Annotated in this window: 16 protein-coding genes; 8 read left to right on the plus strand and 8 right to left on the minus strand. The window is 68.3% G+C overall.

Going from position 1 to position 16,466, the window contains the following annotated elements:
• Positions 1–56: 56 nt before the first annotated feature.
• Positions 57–515: an Hsp20 family protein gene (locus J8847_RS09305; RefSeq protein ID WP_211524420.1), complete on the minus strand. Its 459-nt coding sequence runs from the start codon at positions 513–515 to the stop codon at positions 57–59.
• A gap of 218 nt (positions 516–733) precedes the next feature.
• On the opposite strand from J8847_RS09305, the gene J8847_RS09310 reads away from it, so the two are divergent.
• Positions 734–2,650 carry a M61 family metallopeptidase gene (locus J8847_RS09310; RefSeq protein ID WP_211524421.1) on the plus strand — a complete coding sequence of 639 codons (1,917 nt, stop codon included), beginning with the start codon at positions 734–736 and terminating at the stop codon, positions 2,648–2,650.
• Positions 2,651–2,851: 201 nt separating this feature from the next.
• Here the strand turns inward: J8847_RS09310 and J8847_RS09315 are convergent, their stop codons facing one another.
• The 3 genes from J8847_RS09315 to J8847_RS09325 are packed head-to-tail and all read right to left on the minus strand — an operon-like array spanning position 2,852 to position 4,172.
• Positions 2,852–3,088, minus strand: coding sequence for a DUF2798 domain-containing protein (locus tag J8847_RS09315; protein ID WP_211524422.1), 237 nt, complete (start codon positions 3,086–3,088; stop codon positions 2,852–2,854).
• Positions 3,085–3,657 carry a flavodoxin family protein gene (locus J8847_RS09320; RefSeq protein WP_211524423.1) on the minus strand — a complete coding sequence of 191 codons (573 nt, stop codon included), beginning with the start codon at positions 3,655–3,657 and terminating at the stop codon, positions 3,085–3,087. Before J8847_RS09320 ends, J8847_RS09315 begins: the two co-directional genes overlap by 4 nt.
• Before the next feature lie 29 nt (positions 3,658–3,686).
• Positions 3,687–4,172 carry a DUF2938 domain-containing protein gene (locus tag J8847_RS09325; protein WP_211524424.1) on the minus strand — a complete coding sequence of 162 codons (486 nt, stop codon included), beginning with the start codon at positions 4,170–4,172 and terminating at the stop codon, positions 3,687–3,689.
• Positions 4,173–4,251: 79 nt separating this feature from the next.
• Between J8847_RS09325 and J8847_RS09330 the strand changes: the two genes are divergently transcribed.
• Entirely contained in the window at positions 4,252–4,665 is a 414-nt protein-coding gene (locus tag J8847_RS09330) for a helix-turn-helix domain-containing protein (protein WP_211524425.1), read from the plus strand.
• A gap of 36 nt (positions 4,666–4,701) precedes the next feature.
• On the opposite strand, the gene J8847_RS09335 is transcribed toward J8847_RS09330, so the two are convergent.
• Positions 4,702–5,151, minus strand: a complete 450-nt coding sequence (locus J8847_RS09335; RefSeq protein ID WP_229512655.1) for a GNAT family N-acetyltransferase — start codon at positions 5,149–5,151, stop codon at positions 4,702–4,704.
• An 8-nt stretch (positions 5,152–5,159) separates the two neighbouring features.
• On the minus strand, positions 5,160–5,936 hold the full coding sequence (locus J8847_RS09340; RefSeq protein WP_211524427.1) for a S9 family peptidase: 777 nt from the start codon (positions 5,934–5,936) through the stop codon (positions 5,160–5,162).
• Positions 5,937–6,123: 187 nt separating this feature from the next.
• Here J8847_RS09340 and J8847_RS09345 point away from each other — a divergent pair, with 187 nt between their 5' ends.
• Positions 6,124–6,828, plus strand: a complete 705-nt coding sequence (locus J8847_RS09345; RefSeq protein WP_211524428.1) for a GNAT family N-acetyltransferase — start codon at positions 6,124–6,126, stop codon at positions 6,826–6,828.
• Positions 6,829–7,073: 245 nt separating this feature from the next.
• Here the strand turns inward: J8847_RS09345 and J8847_RS09350 are convergent, their stop codons facing one another.
• Positions 7,074–8,555 carry a DNA polymerase Y family protein gene (locus J8847_RS09350; RefSeq protein WP_211524429.1) on the minus strand — a complete coding sequence of 494 codons (1,482 nt, stop codon included), beginning with the start codon at positions 8,553–8,555 and terminating at the stop codon, positions 7,074–7,076.
• On the minus strand, positions 8,485–9,192 hold the full coding sequence (imuA, locus tag J8847_RS09355) for a translesion DNA synthesis-associated protein ImuA (protein ID WP_211524430.1): 708 nt from the start codon (positions 9,190–9,192) through the stop codon (positions 8,485–8,487). The genes J8847_RS09350 and imuA overlap by 71 nt, the downstream gene beginning before the upstream one ends.
• A gap of 215 nt (positions 9,193–9,407) precedes the next feature.
• On the opposite strand from imuA, the gene J8847_RS09360 reads away from it, so the two are divergent.
• The 5 genes from J8847_RS09360 (at position 9,408) to J8847_RS09380 (ending at position 16,466) form a co-directional block, all read left to right on the plus strand.
• Positions 9,408–10,646: a putative Na+/H+ antiporter gene (locus J8847_RS09360; RefSeq protein WP_211524431.1), complete on the plus strand. Its 1,239-nt coding sequence runs from the start codon at positions 9,408–9,410 to the stop codon at positions 10,644–10,646.
• 20 nt (positions 10,647–10,666) lie between these two features.
• Positions 10,667–11,089 (plus strand): DUF86 domain-containing protein, encoded by a 423-nt coding sequence (locus tag J8847_RS09365; RefSeq protein WP_211524432.1) that lies wholly within the window; start codon positions 10,667–10,669, stop codon positions 11,087–11,089.
• A gap of 114 nt (positions 11,090–11,203) precedes the next feature.
• A complete protein-coding gene (locus J8847_RS09370) occupies positions 11,204–11,773 on the plus strand; it encodes a DUF2760 domain-containing protein (RefSeq protein WP_211524433.1) in 570 nt (189 codons plus the stop codon).
• Positions 11,770–13,635 (plus strand): Hsp70 family protein, encoded by a 1,866-nt coding sequence (locus tag J8847_RS09375; RefSeq protein ID WP_211524434.1) that lies wholly within the window; start codon positions 11,770–11,772, stop codon positions 13,633–13,635. The genes J8847_RS09370 and J8847_RS09375 overlap by 4 nt, the downstream gene beginning before the upstream one ends.
• Complete coding sequence (locus J8847_RS09380) at positions 13,632–16,466, plus strand: Hsp70 family protein (protein WP_211524435.1); 2,835 nt, start codon at positions 13,632–13,634, stop codon at positions 16,464–16,466. Before J8847_RS09375 ends, J8847_RS09380 begins: the two co-directional genes overlap by 4 nt.

A 16,466-nucleotide genomic window follows, 5' to 3' on the forward strand; every position in this document is an offset into this window, starting at 1 on the left:
GCCCCGTACCGCGAGCGCCCTCCTTTTAATTCACTACTGCTGTTACCACTGCCTGCTTAGGCGGCGTCGCGTTGCTCCAGTGCCTGGACATTACCCGTGTTGCCCAGCGCATCCGCAATGGCGATCTTGCGCGGCTTCAGGGCTTCAGGCACTTCGCGCACCAGTTCGATGGTGAGCATGCCGTTGTCGAACGACGCAGTGGTGACCTTCACGTGGTTGGCCAGCTGGAAACGCTGTTCGAAATCGCGTGCCGCGATGCCGCGGTGCAGGTAGGTACGCTGGGTCTCGTCCTTCTGCTTGCGGCCGGTGACATGCAGGCTGTCACGCTCGGTCACGATCTCGATCTCGTCGCGGCTGAAGCCGGCGAGTGCCATCACGATGCGGTACTCGTCCTCGCTCACCAGTTCGATGTTGTACGGCGGGTAGCTCGGCTCGCCACGCTGCTCGAGCAGGTTGGCCAGGCGATCGAAACCAATGGCGGAACGGTACAGCGGAGTCAGATCAAAAGTACGCATGATTACATATCCTTTTTCAAGTTAAGCGATAAGTTGACGGACCTCATTGAGCATCCGTTGAAGCCAATCTAATGCCAGGTCTTTGACTTTTCAAGGTATGCGAAATATGGTTTTTAAGCATGTTTAGCAAATTTTGTTTGCAGTATGTTTCCATGGAATCTAGGCCTGCAGAGCGGTGCTACACTCGTCCGTTTGCTTCCATCATCCCCTTGCCATCCATGACTTCGACCCGCAATCTGCTCGCGCGCGCCGCGCGTCCGGCCAGTGCCCTGGCCTTCGCCCTTGCCTTGACCCTGCCGGCCCAGGCCGCCGTCCCGGCCGTCGGCAACCAGCCCTATCCGGGCACCATCGCCGTCAAGGTCGACGCGACCAATTTGTCGCAGCAGATCTTCCGCATGCAGATGGCGATTCCCGTGCAACCGGGTCCGCTGACCCTGCTCTATCCGCAGTGGGCGCCGGGCAACCACGGCCCGAACATTCCGCTGACCCAGCTCGCTGGCCTGAAGTTCAGCGCGGGCGGCAAGCCGGTCGAATGGACGCGCGACCCGGTCAACGTCTACGCCTTCCACGTCACGGTGCCGGAAGGCGCCACGACCCTGGACGCCGAGTACCAGTTCCTGTCGCCGCTGGACGGCGGCCAGGGCCGCATCACCATGACCGACGACATCCTCGGCGTGCAGTGGCAATCGGTGCTGCTCTACCCGGCGGGCTACCACGCGCGCCGCATCACGGTGCAGCCGAGCGTCGTGTTCCCGGCCGGCTGGCAGTTCGCCAGCGCGCTCGAGGTCCAGGAAAAGCGCGGCGACGAAGTGCGCTTCAAGCCGCACGACCTCGACACCCTGGTCGACTCGCCGATCTTCGCCGGCCGCTACTTCAAGCGCATCGACCTGGCGCCGGGCGCCAAGGCGCCCGTAATGCTGAACGTGGTCGCGGATAATCCGGAAAGCCTGGAAGCCAAGCCGGAACAGATCGCCCTGCACCGCGCGATGGTGGAGCAGGCCCTCAAGCTGTTCGGCTCGCACCACTACAAGCACTACGACTTCCTGTTCGCGATCTCGGACGAATTCGGCGGCATCGGCCGCGAGCACCACCAGTCGAGCGAGAACGGCGTCAAGCTGGGCTACTTCACCGAGTGGAGCAAGAACGAAGGCGGACGCGAACTGCTGCCGCACGAATTCGTGCACTCGTGGAACGGCAAGTTCCGCCGTCCCGCGGGCCAGGACGTCCCCAACTTCAACACGCCGCTGCAAAACAGCCTGCTGTGGGTGTACGAGGGCCAGACCCAGTTCTGGGGCAATGTGCTGGCGGCGCGCTCGGGCCTGATCTCGATGGCGCACGCACGCGAATCGCTGGCGGCCAGCGCCGCCCGCTACGACAACACGCAGGGCCGCGCCTGGCGCGCGGTGCAGGACACCGTCAACGACCCGATCATCAACGGCCGCCGCCCGATCGGCTGGGGCAACTGGCAGCGCAGCGAGGACTACTACGTCGAGGGCATGCTGATCTGGCTGGATGTGGACACCAGGATCCGCGAGCTGTCCGGCGACAAGCGCTCGCTGAACGACTTCGCACGCGCTTTCTTCGGCGTCGAGGACGGCCGCGTGGACGCGCTGCACTACACGTTCGAGGACGTGGTGGTGGCGCTGAACAAGGTGCAGAAATTCGACTGGGCGCCCTTCCTGCGCACCCGCCTGGAAGGCCACGGCCCGGGCGCCCCGCTCGACGGCCTGGCGCGCGCCGGCTGGAAGCTGGTGTACACCGACACCCCGACCGATGCGGTCAAGGCCGCGGACGAGCGCAACAAGCTGACTGACCTGAGCTACTCGCTGGGCTTCTCGGTGCGCCAGGACGGCAGCGTGACCGGCGTGATCTGGGACGGCGTGGGCTTCCGCGCGGGGCTGGCGGCCAACACCACCATCATCGCGGTCAACAACAAGGCCTACAAAGGCGAGGTGCTGAAGGCGGCAATCAAGGCGGCCAGGGACGGCAAGGCGCCGATCGAACTGCTGGTGAAGAAGGGGAACAACCTGCGCACCATCTCGCTCGATTACCGCGAGGGGCTGCGTTATCCGCGCCTGGAGCGGATTGCGGGGACGAAGGACAGGCTGGAAGAACTGTTCAAGCCGATGAAGTGATGGTTTAGCTCGTGGTGCGTAAGCAAACTTGGGTCCCCGCCTACGCGGGGACCCAAGTTCGTCGCGCACCACGGCAGCTTGACCACTACCCGCGCCACCCAGTACATCCCCTCATGAATTTCATCGCGATCGCCACCGTCAGCTATTACACCTACCGCACCAGCCGGCGGTAGGAAGCGTTTCGCGCAACCCGGCACGTCTTCAACTCGCCTGGCGTTCGCTGGTGAGGATGCGCACCGCGATGCGGGCCGGCGCGGACAGCAGCAGCACGGCAGGAAAAGCGATGACCCAGGCCATCAGCCACGCGCCCAGCCATTGGCTGAGGAAGTCCCCCACCCAGCCAATGGCGCGCCAGGTCGACACACCCGAGATCACCAGCGACATCTGCCCCGACAGGATGAAGGCGAACAGCTGGGGCGCATATTTTTTCGGAATCATGGCCGCTCGCCCGCCAGGCGCTGCAGGGTAGCCGCGAACTGGCGGCCGAACAGGCGCGCGGTCTTGATGTCGCCCGGCGGGAAGGCGTCGGGCGGGGATGCGTGTCCGGCCTGGACCATCAGTCCCGACCACGAGCCGAGCCGGTTGGCCGCTTCGTCGTAGGGCACGCCGGCGTGCTGCTCGGGCAGGATCTGGTTGCCGAGCCAGAGCATCCCGTGCTGCATGCAGAAGGTGAACATCGACAGGAGGGTCGATTGCTTGTCGCCCGCCGGCAGCGAGGACACGGTGAATCCGGCCGCCAGCTTGCCCTTGAGCTTCTGGGTGCGCCACAGCGGACCGGTGGCGTCCATGAAGCCCTTGAACGGTCCCGACACGCCGCCCAGGTAGGTGGGCGAGCCGAGGATGATGCCGTCGTAATCGCACAGCCGATGGGTCTCCTGCGCCAGGTCCTGCGCCAGCAGCAGGTCGACGCCGATGCCTTCCCGGCTGCCGGCGCCTTCGGCCACGTGGCCGGCGATGTGGGCGGTGTGGCCATGGCCGCTGTGGTAGATGACTGCGAGTCGTTTCATGCTTCCTCCGATGTGATGAGTGGATGTCCTCAGAACGCCAGCAGGCGGGCGGCAAGATAAAGGCCGAGGCCGAACACGGCGTGGTTGGCCAGGCTGCGCAGGCAGTTCCTGACGGGTGTCGGGGTCTTCGAGGCGGCGAAGCCCGCACCCATGGCGGGCTGCATGACGAACAGCGGCGCGGCCACGGTGGCGACGCCGACCGCCAGCGCCGGCAAGAGCGTCGGGCTGTCCAGCCAGCGCAGGCCGTTCAAGCCGACCAGCAGCGCGGCGAAGCCGACGCCGACGGCGTAGTGGGTGGCCCAGCCCAGCAGGCGTTCGCCGGCTACCGGGGACGCCTTGGCGATGGCGGCGTGCGCGACCCGGCCGCGCGCCAGGTGGCCGACCCAGCGGCCGACCAGGGCGAAGTCGAGGGTCTTGACGCCCATGCGTTTCAGCACGATGAGCCAGGCGTCCATCACGACGGTGGCGCCAGCGCCGATGAGGACGATGTGGAGGATGACTGCGAGCGCTTCCATGGTATTCCTTTCGATTGACCGGACTGCGTATGTGGTCCACTATAGAAGTTGAAGTCAACTTCAAGTCAAGGGATTTGGCATGGACATTGCGGAAGTCGCGAAACGCAGCGGCATGGCGGCGTCGACGCTGCGCTATTACGAGAAGAAGGGTTTGATCGCCTCGACAGGACGCCAAGGACTGCGCCGCACCTTCGGCAAGGATGTGCTGGACCAGCTGGCCCTGATTTCACTGGGCCAGGCGGCCGGGCTGTCGCTGGACGATATCCGCGGAATGTTCACGCCCAACGGGCCGCGGATCGACCGCCAGGTGCTGGCGGCCAGGGCGGACGAGATCGATGCGCTGGTGCGGCGCCTGAAGGCGATGAGCAAGGGCTTGCGGCATGCGGCCGCCTGCCCGGCTCCCAGCCACATGGAGTGCCCGACCTTCCGCAAGCTGCTGGCGTCGGCGGCGTCGGGAACGATAGACCGGCACTGGCGGCGGGCCGGGAAGTGATGGCGCGAGGCCGAAGGCTGGCTCGCGGCCCGGGAATCAGATCCTGTGGTGCTGGCGGGCCGGCAAGGTGTAGCTGACTTCCCGGTCGCCCGGCCGCAGCTCGCGCTGCCAGCCATGGGCTTCGTAGAAGCGGTCCGCGCGCGTGCCGATGCCGGTGCTCAGCGAGACCTTCGGGTGCCCCTGGGCAAACAGCCAGTCGCAGGCCATCTCGAGCAAGGTGCGGCCGATGCCGCGGCCTTCGCTGTCCGGGCGCACGAACAGCGCCCAGATCGAACCATCGCGCACGTCGGCCACGGAAAAGCCGAGGATTTGCCCGTCCTCCTCGCACAGCCATCCCTGCCCCAGCGTGGTCAGGTAATCGTGGTACATGGCCAGGGTGACCTTGTCCGGCGAGGACAGCTGGTTCTCGCGCACGGACAGGCGCAGCACCGACAACTCGGGGATATCTTTCAATTCCGCCTGGCGGTAGTTCAGGTTCGTTTTCATCGTTGTTTTCATAAGGCGTCGTGTGGTGAATCAAGGTAGCGCGCGCTCCACGCGGCGATGACGCCGGCCACGTACTGCGCATCTTCGCGGCGCGTCAACAGGTGGTCGGCGCTGTCGAGCGACACGAAGCTCTTCGGATGGCGGGCGGCCTCGAAGATCTGCATGGCGTCCGACAGCGGCACGGTCCGGTCGAGCGGCGAATGCAGCACCAGCAGCGGGAGCTTCAGGGCATGGATCCTCTCCGCCAGGCTGTGCTCGGCAATATCCTCGAGGAACTGGCGGCGGATCGTGAATTCGCGACCCGCCAGGCGCACGCGCGCCTCACCGTGCTCAGCAATGGTGTCCAGGTGCTCGCCGAACAGGCCGGTAACGTGATGCGGATCGCTGGGCGCCGCGATGGTGGCCACGGCGCGCGCTTCCGGCACGGTGGCGGCGGCGGCCAGCACCGCTGCGCCGCCCAGGCTGTGGCCGACCAGCAATTGCGGCGCGGCATACTCGGCGCGCAGGAAATCGACGGCCGCGATCAGGTCAGCAATATTCGAGGAAAAATTGGTGTTCGCAAATTCGCCTTCGCTGGCGCCGAGGCCGGTGAAGTCGAAGCGCAGCACGGCGATGCCGTGGCGCGCCAGGCCGTGCGCCGTGCGGCTGGCCGCGAGCACGTCCTTGCTGCAGCTGAAGCAATGGGCGAACAAGGCGTAGGCCCGCACGGGGCCGTCCGGTACATCGAGACGGGCGGCCAATAGCTGGCCGTCCGCGCCGGGGAAGTGAACGGTTCCGCCAGCCATCAAACATCTCCTTCATGGGTTGCACAAGGCAGTCGCAGTGCGCTTTTTGGGCGCAACGATAGCACATGCGGCGGGCGATGCAGAGAGATGCAGACGGGCTGGCGCCACTGTATGATAATTGCATTGGGTCTCGCCTTGTCTGCTGCGGCGCGCCTGCGCTGCGGCGAACGTTCCTCTACATTACGGCATGCACATATTTGCGCTTTCTCCAGAGCGGCACGCGGCGCTCGATCACCCCGTCTGGTCCAGCCTGGCGGGCGGGCACCGCCATTTCGCCCAGGGCGGCCCGCTTGCCCTGCGCTATCCGCGCGAGGTCGGGCCCTTCGCGGCCTTGCTCGGCGACAGCCCGGCGGCCTGGACCGCGCTGGCCAGCCTGCTCGCGCCTGGCGAATCGGTCATGCTGGTGACGCCCGATCCGGTCGTGGGTGCGGATGGGCTGGAGGCCACCCGGCTCGGACCGGTGCTGCAGATGGTGGCGACGCGCGACGCCGGCAGCGCCGCTGCGGCGACCTTGCTGCTGGGCGAGGACGATGCGGCCGAGATGCGCAGCCTGACGGGACTGACCAATCCGGGGCCCTTCGGCGTGCGCACCCACGAGCTGGGCGAGTTCCTCGGCATCCGCGATGGCGGCACGCTGGCGGCGATGACGGGCGAGCGCATGCGTCCCAGCGGGATGGTCGAGGTGAGCGCGGTGTGCGTGCATCCCGAACACCGCGGCAAGGCGTATGCGCGCATCCTGATGGTCGAGAAAATGCGCCGCATCGTGGACCGCGGCGACCTGCCCTTCCTGCACGTGTACCCGGACAATGCAAGTGCGATCGCGCTGTATGAGTCGCTGGGCTATGTGGCGCGCAGGACCTTGCAGCTGACCAGGGTGACGGCGCCGGAATGAGGTCGGTCATCAGCGAACAGGTGACCTGTCCTTTTGCCGCAATACCCGTAGGGTGTGGACGGCTCGTGAAATGCCCCACTGGGGCATTTCACTCCACGCGGTGATAGTTGACGGCGAAATAATGCGGCATGAAATCGGAGCCCCTTAACAACCGGTAATCGGCAGATCACCAGGCGCAGCACTGGAACCGATAACTATCGCCGCGGGGGCGGGAACCCCCCCCACGCTACGATGACGCCGGCGATTCATCCAAACAAACCATGCAAGTACCAGCGCGGCGCGGCATCCTCGCCCGAGCCGACGATGCGCTCGCGGTAGATCCAGTACAGCGTGTGGTCCTCCCCTTCCGCGATGAAGTAGTCGCGCGTCTGGGTCTCGCTCCACCACCCCGCCTCGATGCGCTCCGGGGTCGAGGCCACCTTCAGCGGCGAGCCGTAGAAGGGCCGGTGGTTGCGGATCAATAGCGCGATCGGCTTGGCCAGCAGCCAGGTCGGACGCGGCAGGCTTTGCACGTCGGGCGGCCTGCCGGCCTCGCGCGCCGCCCGGCTCACGCGCTCTTCCACCGGAATCCAGACATTGGCGACCTCGGGGCGGTAGTCGGCCAGCGGCACCGCCTGCAGCACATTGTCCGCGCCCAGGCGCGCCACCAGCAGCTCGATCATGCGCAGCCGGTCTTCCTCGGTGCCGCCCGGCTCGGGGAACAGCGACTCGCTCGGCGGCGCCATGGCCCGCATCTGCTGCGCTTCCAGCGCCAGGCCGATCACCGGCGCTTCCAGTTCCAGTTTGCCCAGGCGTTCCTTGAGCAGGCGCACCAGGTGCTCGTCGCGCCAGGTCGGTTCGGCCAGGGCGATCTCCAGCGCCGTCGGCGGACGCGCCACCCGGCCGCGCTCGTGCTCCAGCAGCAGGCGGATGCGCTCCACCGCCAGCTGGCGCGCGCACAGCCAGCCGGTGAGCTGCAGCACCAGGTGATGGGCGCCGGCCAGCAGCAGGTCGGCCTGGTCGATGCGGTCGAACAGCTCCAGCCGCGCCTGGAAATGCTCGGGCGGCGCGATCCACTCGAACAGCTCGGGACTCAGGCCATAGGCCGCATCGACCAGGTCGAGCAGCGCGCGTCCGCAGCGGCGCTGCAGGCCGGGCCGCGGCAGGCGCCGCAATTCTTCCAGGCGCTCGCAGCCGATGCCCTCGAACCAGGACGCATAGGTGCGTGCGGGCGGCAGCAGCACCACCGGCAGCCGGTCGAGGCGGCGCGTGAGCGAATCCATGCGCACGGCCCGTCCCGCATTGCGGCGCGCCAGCAGCCAGGCCCCGCGCGCGGTGGGCGCGCAGCTGATGCAGGCCGTAAAACCGAGCGCGCGCAGGTTCTCGCGCACCCGCGCGCACAGCCGGCGGATGCCGCCGAACAGGCGCAGGCTGGCGCCTATGTCCAGCAGCAAGGTGGCTTCCTCGGCCTGCGCCACCTGCGGCGTGTACTGCAGCATGCTCATCGCCACCGCCTGCAAGGCCTCGGCCTCGCGCGCGGGATGGCGCTCGTGCAGGCGCGCCTCGGGCATCAGCATCAGCACGCCGCCGCGGCGCATGCCGGGCCGGACCCCGGCTGCGCGCGCGGCGGGCGACATCGCCAGCACGCGCTCCTGCTCCAGCACCACGCTGCCCGGGTCACTGGACCAGTTCGGGCTGAAGACCTCGAGCGGTAGCTGGGGCAAATACAGGCCGATCCACAGACGCATGGCGTTGGAGAAGAGAAGGAGTCAAGGGAAGGAACAGCGGCGCGTCGCGCTGCGGTCCCCGGCGTTTGAGAAAGTCGATGTGCATGCCGCCCGCCGCCGGCCGCAGGGCAAGACGCAGTGGCGCGGGCGATGCGTCCTGCGCCGCGGCCAGCGGACGGAGCATGAAAAACAGGGTCTCGCCGGCCTGCGCCGCCAGATGCAGGCGGCGCAGGCTGTCGCTGCGCACGTGATTGGTCCAGAACAGCAGCGCCCCGCAACTGCCGCTGCGCAGCACCTGTTCCGCCGCCCACAGCGCATCCGCCGTGCGGCTGCTGCGCAGCCACAGCAGGTGTGCTGGGTCCAGGCCGAGCGCGGCCAGCGCCAGCGCCTGGGGCGGATGGGGCGGCTGCAGCAGCACGATGCGGCGTGCGGCGCACTGCGCCAGCGCGGGCTGCAGCAGGCGCATTTCGCCGATGCCGGGCTGCTGCAGCATCAGGTCGGTCAGGGTGCCGGTGGGCCAGCCTCCGCCGGGCAGCTGGGACGACAGGGCCGCGTGGCCGGTGTCGACGCAGCGGGTGCCGGCATGCGCCAGCTGCGACGCCAGCCACAGCGAAGGGTGCAAAGCCTCCGGCGCAACATTGGTGTTGGTTGTTAGCATAGTTGTGCCGGTAGAAATACTGTATAAATATACAGTACTATCTGAGCCGGAGTTTGGCAAGGTATATTCATTTTGAACATACCAGTTGGGTATTTGGTATTGATAAAACTTAAACTCGCGCCAGCCCAGCATCAAGGCAAAAGATGAAATAATGCGGGCTCATCTATTTCCGCTTCAGCAATGACTTCACTGCTCCGTCTGCCGGGAGGCCGCCCATGAATCCTGTCGATCTCGTCGGCGCCGTCCTGTTCGCCCTTGCCCTGGTCCACACCTTCTCCACCAAGGCCTTCCACGCCCTGGCCCACCGCTATCCGCGCCATGCCGGCCTGTTCCACCTGCTGGGCGAGGTCGAGGTGGTGTTCGGCTTCTGGGCCTTCGTCCTGATCGCCGTGATGGCCCTGATGGGCGGAGGCGCCGCGGCCATCGGCTATGTGGAGTCGCGCCAGTACACCGAGCCGCTGTTCGTGTTCGTGGTCATGGTGATCGCGGCCTCGCGCCCGGTGCTGGACGCCGTGCGCGCCCTGCTCGGCCTGCTGGCGCGCCTGGCCCCGGTGCGCACCGAGGTGGCGCTGTGCTGGCTGGGCCTGGCGCTGGTGCCGCTGGCCGGTTCCCTGATCACCGAGCCGGCCGCGATGACCCTGGCCGCCCTCACCCTGGCCCCCATCGTGTTCCGTCCCGGCATGCCGGAATGGGGCAAGTACGCCGCCCTCGGCGTGCTGTTCGTGAACGTGTCCATCGGCGGCACCCTCACCTCCTACGCCGCGCCGCCGGTGCTGATGGTGGCCGGCACCTGGGGCTGGGACAGCGTCTTCATGCTCACCCACTTCGGCTGGCGCACCGCGCTGGCGGTGGCCATCAACGCCACCGTGGCCACCCTGCTGCTGCGCCGCCACCTGGCCCCACAGGAAGCCGCCAGCACCGAAGCCGCGCCGCTGGCGGTATCGATGATCCACATCGCCTTCCTGGCGCTGGTGGTGCTGCTGGCCCACCATCCGGTGCTGTTCATCGGCCTGTTCCTGCTCTTCCTCGGCTTCACCACGGCTTACCAGCGCCACCAGGATCCGCTGATCCTGAAGGAAGGCCTGCTGGTGGGTTTTTTCCTGGCCGGCCTGGTGGTGCTGGGCGGCATGCAGCAATGGTGGCTGCAACCCCTGGTGTCGAGCCTGGGACCGACCGCGCTGTTCTTCGGTGCGCTCGGCCTGACCGCAATCACGGACAATGCAGCCTTGACCTACCTGGGGTCCCTGATCACCGGCCTGAGCGACCATGCCAAATACATGCTGGTGGCGGGCGCCGTGTGCGGCGGCGGCCTGACCGTCATCGCCAATGCGCCCAACCCGGCCGGCGCGGCCCTGCTGCGAAAGGGCTTTGCCGACGAATCGATCGGGGCCGTGGGCCTGTTCCTGGGCGCGCTGCTGCCCACCTGCGTGGCGGCGCTGTTCTTCCTGATCTGACATCGAGAACGGAGGCGGTAATGGACGACGACATTCTGGTCAGCAAGGCCGGCACCATCGAACGCTGCTGCCGCCGCGCCCGCGAAGAGTACGCGAAGGAACCGGCTACCTTTACCGAAGACATCACGCGCCAGGATGCGGCCACGCTCAACGTGATCCGCGCCTGGGAAGCGGCGATCGAGATGGGCGACTACGTGATCGGCAATGCCCGCCTCGGCCTGCCGCAGGACGAGCGCGAAGTCATCACCCTGCTGGCCGAACACGGCTGGATCGAGGCCACCCTGGCCGAAGACCTCAAGCGCACCGGCGAATTCTGCCGCGCCGAATGGGATTACCAGCAAGCGCCCCTGCCAGCGCTAGTGACCATTATCAAGCGCGGACTGGACGATTTCGGCGTTTATGCCGCCGCCTTGCTCAGCGGGGCCCGCACTCCCACGGAGTGAAGGGGTGGCGCGTCGGACACGCGCTAACTGGTATCATGGCGCGTTTCCGGACTTCGATCCCGACGCCGCCTGACACGCTCTAGCGGTGCAACACCTACTTACCAAAAGCAAGAAATGACCACACCGACCAATTTGCCCTCCTTCTGGAGCAGGATCTCGATCGCCTTCGGCGCCTTCTTCAAGTCGCTCGGCGATGCCGAGTTCGCCGCGCGCGTGCGCGATGACAGCGTCGGCCCGGTGGCCGCACCGGCTCCTGTGGCGCCAGCCCCGGCTCCCGCTCCAGCGCCTGCCCCTCTGCGCGCTCCGACGCCGGATTCCGCCCTGCAACTGTTGAGTCTGTTCCAGCGCGAAGCCCGCCTGATCGACTTCACCCAGGAAAACCTGAGCGCCTATTCCGACGCCGACATCGGCGCCGCCGCCCGCGTCGTGCACGAAGGCTGCGCGCGCGTGCTGCGCGAGCACTTCACCATCGAACCGGTACGCAACGAGAACGAAGGCGCCCGCATCACCCTGGAAGAAGGCTTCGACGCCGCCAGCGTGCGCCTGACCGGCAACGTGGTCGGCCAGGCCCCGTTCAAGGGCACCTTGAGCCACCGCGGCTGGCGCGCGTCCAAGGTCACCCTGCCGCAACTGGCCGAGAAGCACGATGCGCGCGTGCTGGCCCCGGCGGAGGTGGAACTGTGACCCAATCGAACGAAGATGCGCGCTATGCCATCGGCATCGACCTGGGCACCACCCACAGCGCCCTGTCCTATGTCGACCTGCAGGCCAGCGACGGCGAGAAGACCGCGGACGGCGTCCTGCCCGTCCCGCAGCTGACCGCGCCCGGCACGGTCGAAGCGCTGCCGCTGCTGCCCTCCTTCCTCTACCTGCCGCACCCGGACGAACTGGCGGCGGGCGAGCTGGCCCTGCCCTGGAGCACGGGCGGCGAGGCTTCCGGTGCGATTGCAGGTGAATTTGCGCGCAGCCGCGGCGCCACCACGCCGATCCGCCTGGTGTCCTCGGCCAAGAGCTGGCTGTGCCATCCCGGCGTGGACCGCCGCGCCGCCATCCTGCCGCACGACGCGCCGGAAGAAGTCGAGCGCGTCTCTCCCTTGGCGGCCTCCACCCGCTACCTGCAGCACCTGCGCCAGGCCTGGAACGCGGCGCATCCGGAAGCGCCTTTCGAGCAGCAATCGGTCACCGTCACCATCCCGGCCTCCTTCGATCCGGCCGCGCGCGAGCTGACCGCCGAGGCGGCCCGCCAGGCCGGCTTCGCGCCCACCCTGCTGGAAGAGCCGCAGGCGGCCCTGTACAGCTGGATCCAGGGCAGCGGCGGCCGCTGGCGCAAGCAGGTACAGCCGGGCGACATCATCCTGGTGGTCGACGTCGGCGGCGGCACCAGCGACTTCTCCCTGATCGCGATCCTCGAGCGCGACGGCAAGCTGGAACCGCATCGCGTGGCCGTGGGCGACCATATCCTGCTGGGCGGCGACAACATGGACCTGGCCCTGGCCCACCTGGTGGCACGCAAACTCTCGGCCAACGGCACCCAGCTCGACGCATGGCAGATGCGCGCCCTCACCTACGGCTGCCGCAGCGCCAAGGAAGCCCTGCTGGCCGACGCCAACGCCACCACCTGGCCGATCGTCGTGCCGAGCCGCGGCTCGAAACTGATCGGCGGCTCGATCCGCACCGAACTCACGCGCGAGGAAGTCACCACCTTCATCACCGACGGCTTCTTCCCGCGCGTGGAAGCCTCCGCACGCCCGGCGACGCGCGCACGTGCGGGCCTCACGCAAATCGGCCTGCCCTATGCGCAGGATGCGGCGGTCACCCGCCACCTGGCAGCCTTCCTGGCGCGCCAGGCCGGCGCCACCGCCGAACTGGAAGGCTTCAGCGGCCGCGTGAATGCCGAGCACAGCTTCCTCCACCCGAGCGCGGTGCTGTTCAACGGCGGCGTGTTCAAGTCGAACATCCTGGCCCAGCGCGTGATGGACACCATCAACGACTGGCTGTACATGGAAGGCGCGCAGCCGGCGCGCATGCTGGAAGGCGCCGACCTGGACCTGGCGGTCGCGCGCGGCGCGGCCTATTACAGCTACGCGCGGCGCGGCGGCGGCGTGCGCATTCGCGGCGGCACGGCGCGTTCCTACTACGTCGGCGTGGAATCCTCGATGCCGGCCATCCCCGGCATGGAGCCGCCGATCGAGGCGCTGTGCGTGGCGCCCTTCGGCATGGAAGAAGGCAGCGAACTCGAACTGCCGGGCCAGGAATTCGGCCTGGTGGTCGGCGAGCCGGTGCACTTCCGCTTCTTCGGCTCGACCACGCGCCGCCAGGACCGCATCGGCGAAGTGCTGGAATTCTGGGGCCCGGACGAGCTGCAGGAGCTGAACGAGATCCAGGCCACCCTGCCGGCCGAGGGCCGCGTGCCGGGCGACGTGGTGCAGGTCAAGCTGCACGCGCTGGCCACGGACACCGGCACCCTGGAACTGGCCGCTGTCTCGCGCGACGGCCAGCGCTGGAAGGTGGAGTTCGACGTCCGCACCGGTCCTGAAGGAACGTGACCTACCTCGTCGGCATCGACCTCGGCACCACCAACACGGTGCTGGCGTTTTCCAACAGCGGCGGCAAGGCCGGGAACATCGAGCTGTTCTCCATAGCCCAGCTGGTCGCGCCCGGCGAAGTCGCTGGGGCGCCGCTGCTGCCCTCGATGCGCTATCACCCTGCGGATGGCGAGCTCGCGCCCGGCGAGCTGCAGCTGCCCTGGGCGCAGGACGACCCGGCCGGCGTTGCCCAGGTGGCGCTGGGAAGGCTGGCGCGCGTGCTCGGCGCCGCCACGCCGGGACGCCTGGTGGCCAGCGCCAAGAGCTGGCTCTCGCATCCGGGCGTGGACCGCATGGCGCCCATCCTGCCCTGGGGCGCGGAAAGCGATGTCGCCAAGGTCTCGCCGGTGGCGGCCAGCGCCAGCTACCTGGCGCACCTGCGCGCCGCCTGGAACACGCGCTTCCCCAAGCAGCCGCTCGAACGGCAGCAAATTGTCCTGACTGTCCCCGCATCCTTCGACGAAGGCGCACGCGCGCTCACGCTGGAGGCGGCCAGGCTGGCTGGCTTGCCCACGGTGCGCCTGCTGGAGGAACCGCAGGCCGCGCTCTACGACTGGCTGTACCGCCACCGTACGACGCTGGCGCAAGACCTGGGCGGCGCGCGCCTGGTGCTGGTGGCCGACGTCGGCGGCGGCACTACCGACTTCAGCCTGGTCAAGGTGGAGCTGCAGGATGGCGAGCCCAGCCCCACCTTGACGCGCATCGGTGTGGGCAACCACCTGATACTGGGCGGCGACAACATGGACCTGGCGCTGGCCCATCTCATCGAAAGCCGCATGGCGGAGCAAAGCGGAGAAGCGCGCACGCGCCTGTCCGCCGCGCGCCTGGCCCAGCTCACCGAACGCTGCCGCGCAGCCAAGGAGCAGCTGCTGGCGCCCGATGCTCCCGACTCGGTCACGGTGACCTTGCTGGGCGCCGGATCGCGCCTGATCGGCGGCAGCCGCAAGGCCGACCTGCGCCGCGACGACATCGAGCGCATCGTGCTCGACGGCTTCCTCCCGCTGAACGAAGCCCAGGAAGACGCGAAGCGCGCACGCGCGGGCATCGTCGAATTCGGCCTGCCCTATGCGAGCGATCCCGCCATCACGCGCCACCTGGCCGGCTTCCTGCGCCAGCACGCGCGCGCCGCGCGCGAAGCGCTCGGCCTGCCCGACGACGGCGGCTTGCCGGTGCCGGACACCCTGCTCCTCAACGGCGGCGTATTCCGCGGCGCGGCGCTCGCGCAAAGGCTGGCCGGCGCGCTGGCCGGCTGGCGCGGCGCGCCCCTGCGCGTGCTGCACAACGAGAACCCGGACGTGGCCGTGGCGCGCGGCGGCGTCGCCTACTCGCTGGCGCGCCAGGGCCTGGCGCCGTCCATCGAAAGCGGCGCGGCGCGCAGCTACTACCTGCTGCTCGACGGAGAAGCGAAAGGCGACAGCCTGCGCGCCGTCTGCCTGCTGCCGCGCGGGACACAAGCCGCGCAGGAAGTGCCGCTGGCGGGCCGCAGCTTCGGCCTGCGCGTCGGTCGCCCGGTGCGCTTCCACCTCGTCTCCACGGTGGCCGACGCCGCTCCGCCGCAGGCCGGCGACCTGGTCGATCTCGATCCCTCGGACGTGGTCCGCCTGCCCGCCATCTCCACCGTGCTGCGCGCCGCGCCCGGAGCGGCAGCGCGCGCCGAGATTCCCGTGCAGCTGGTGACCGCGCTGAGCGAAGTCGGCTCGCTCGACGTGCACTGCGTCGCCGAGGATGGCAGCGGCCAGCGCTGGCAGCTCGCCTTCCAGCTGCGCGACAGCGGCGACGAGGAAGGCGCCACGCCCGAAGCGGAAACCCTGCCCCCGCAGCTCGACGCCGCCATCGACCGGATCGAGCGCGTATTCGGCGCCCGTTCCAGGCAGGTGGACGTAAAGGAAGTGCGCCAGCTGCGCGCCAGCCTCGAATACCTGCTGGGCGCGCGCGAACGCTGGGACACGCCGCTGCTGCGCCGCCTGTTCGACGCCCTGATGGCGCGCGCCAAGGGCCGGCGCCGCTCGGCCGAGCACGAACGCGCCTGGCTGAACCTGGCCGGCTATTGCCTGCGTCCCGGCTTCGGCCATGCGCTCGACGAGTGGCGCATGGAACAGCTGTGGTCCATGTTCGAGAACGGGGTCCAGTACCACAAGGACAGCCAGGTGCGCGCCGAATGGTGGACCCTGTGGCGCCGCGTGGCAGGCGGCCTGGCTACCCAAGCCCAGCTGCGCCTGCTCGACGATTTCGCCTTCAACCTGCAAGCCGACGAATCCGAACGCGGACGCCGCCCGGTTACATTGGTGGACGGCAGCGAGGACGACATGCTGCGCGTGGGCGCCTCGCTGGAGCGCATCCCGTCCAGCTACAAGGCCGAGATCGGCGAATGGCTGCTGGAGCAGATCATGGCGATTCCCACGGCCGCCAAGCTGGACGCCAAGACCACCGCGCGCTACGCCCGCTACCTGTGGGCGCTGGGCCGCGTGGGCGCGCGCCAGTCCTTCCAGTCCAGCGCCCATGAGGTGGCGCCGCTGGAGGTGGCCGAGCAATGGCTGGGCAGGCTGATGCAGCTCGACTGGCGCAAGGTGGAGCCGGCCGGCTTCGCGGCGGCCCACATCGCGCGCATGACGGGCGACCGCTCGCGCGACATCGGCGAGCCGGTGCGCGAAGAAGTGCTGCGCCGCCTGGCGTCCAGCGGCGCGCCCGCGTCCTGGTCGACCATGGTGCGCGAGGTGGTGGAGCTGGACCAGGCCACCGAGTCGCGCATGCTGGGCGAGGCCCTGCCGCCAGGCCTCAAGCTGCTGCGCTGA

The sequence above is a fragment of the Massilia sp. AB1 genome (assembly GCF_018119385.1).
Classification (GTDB): domain Bacteria; phylum Pseudomonadota; class Gammaproteobacteria; order Burkholderiales; family Burkholderiaceae_D; genus Telluria.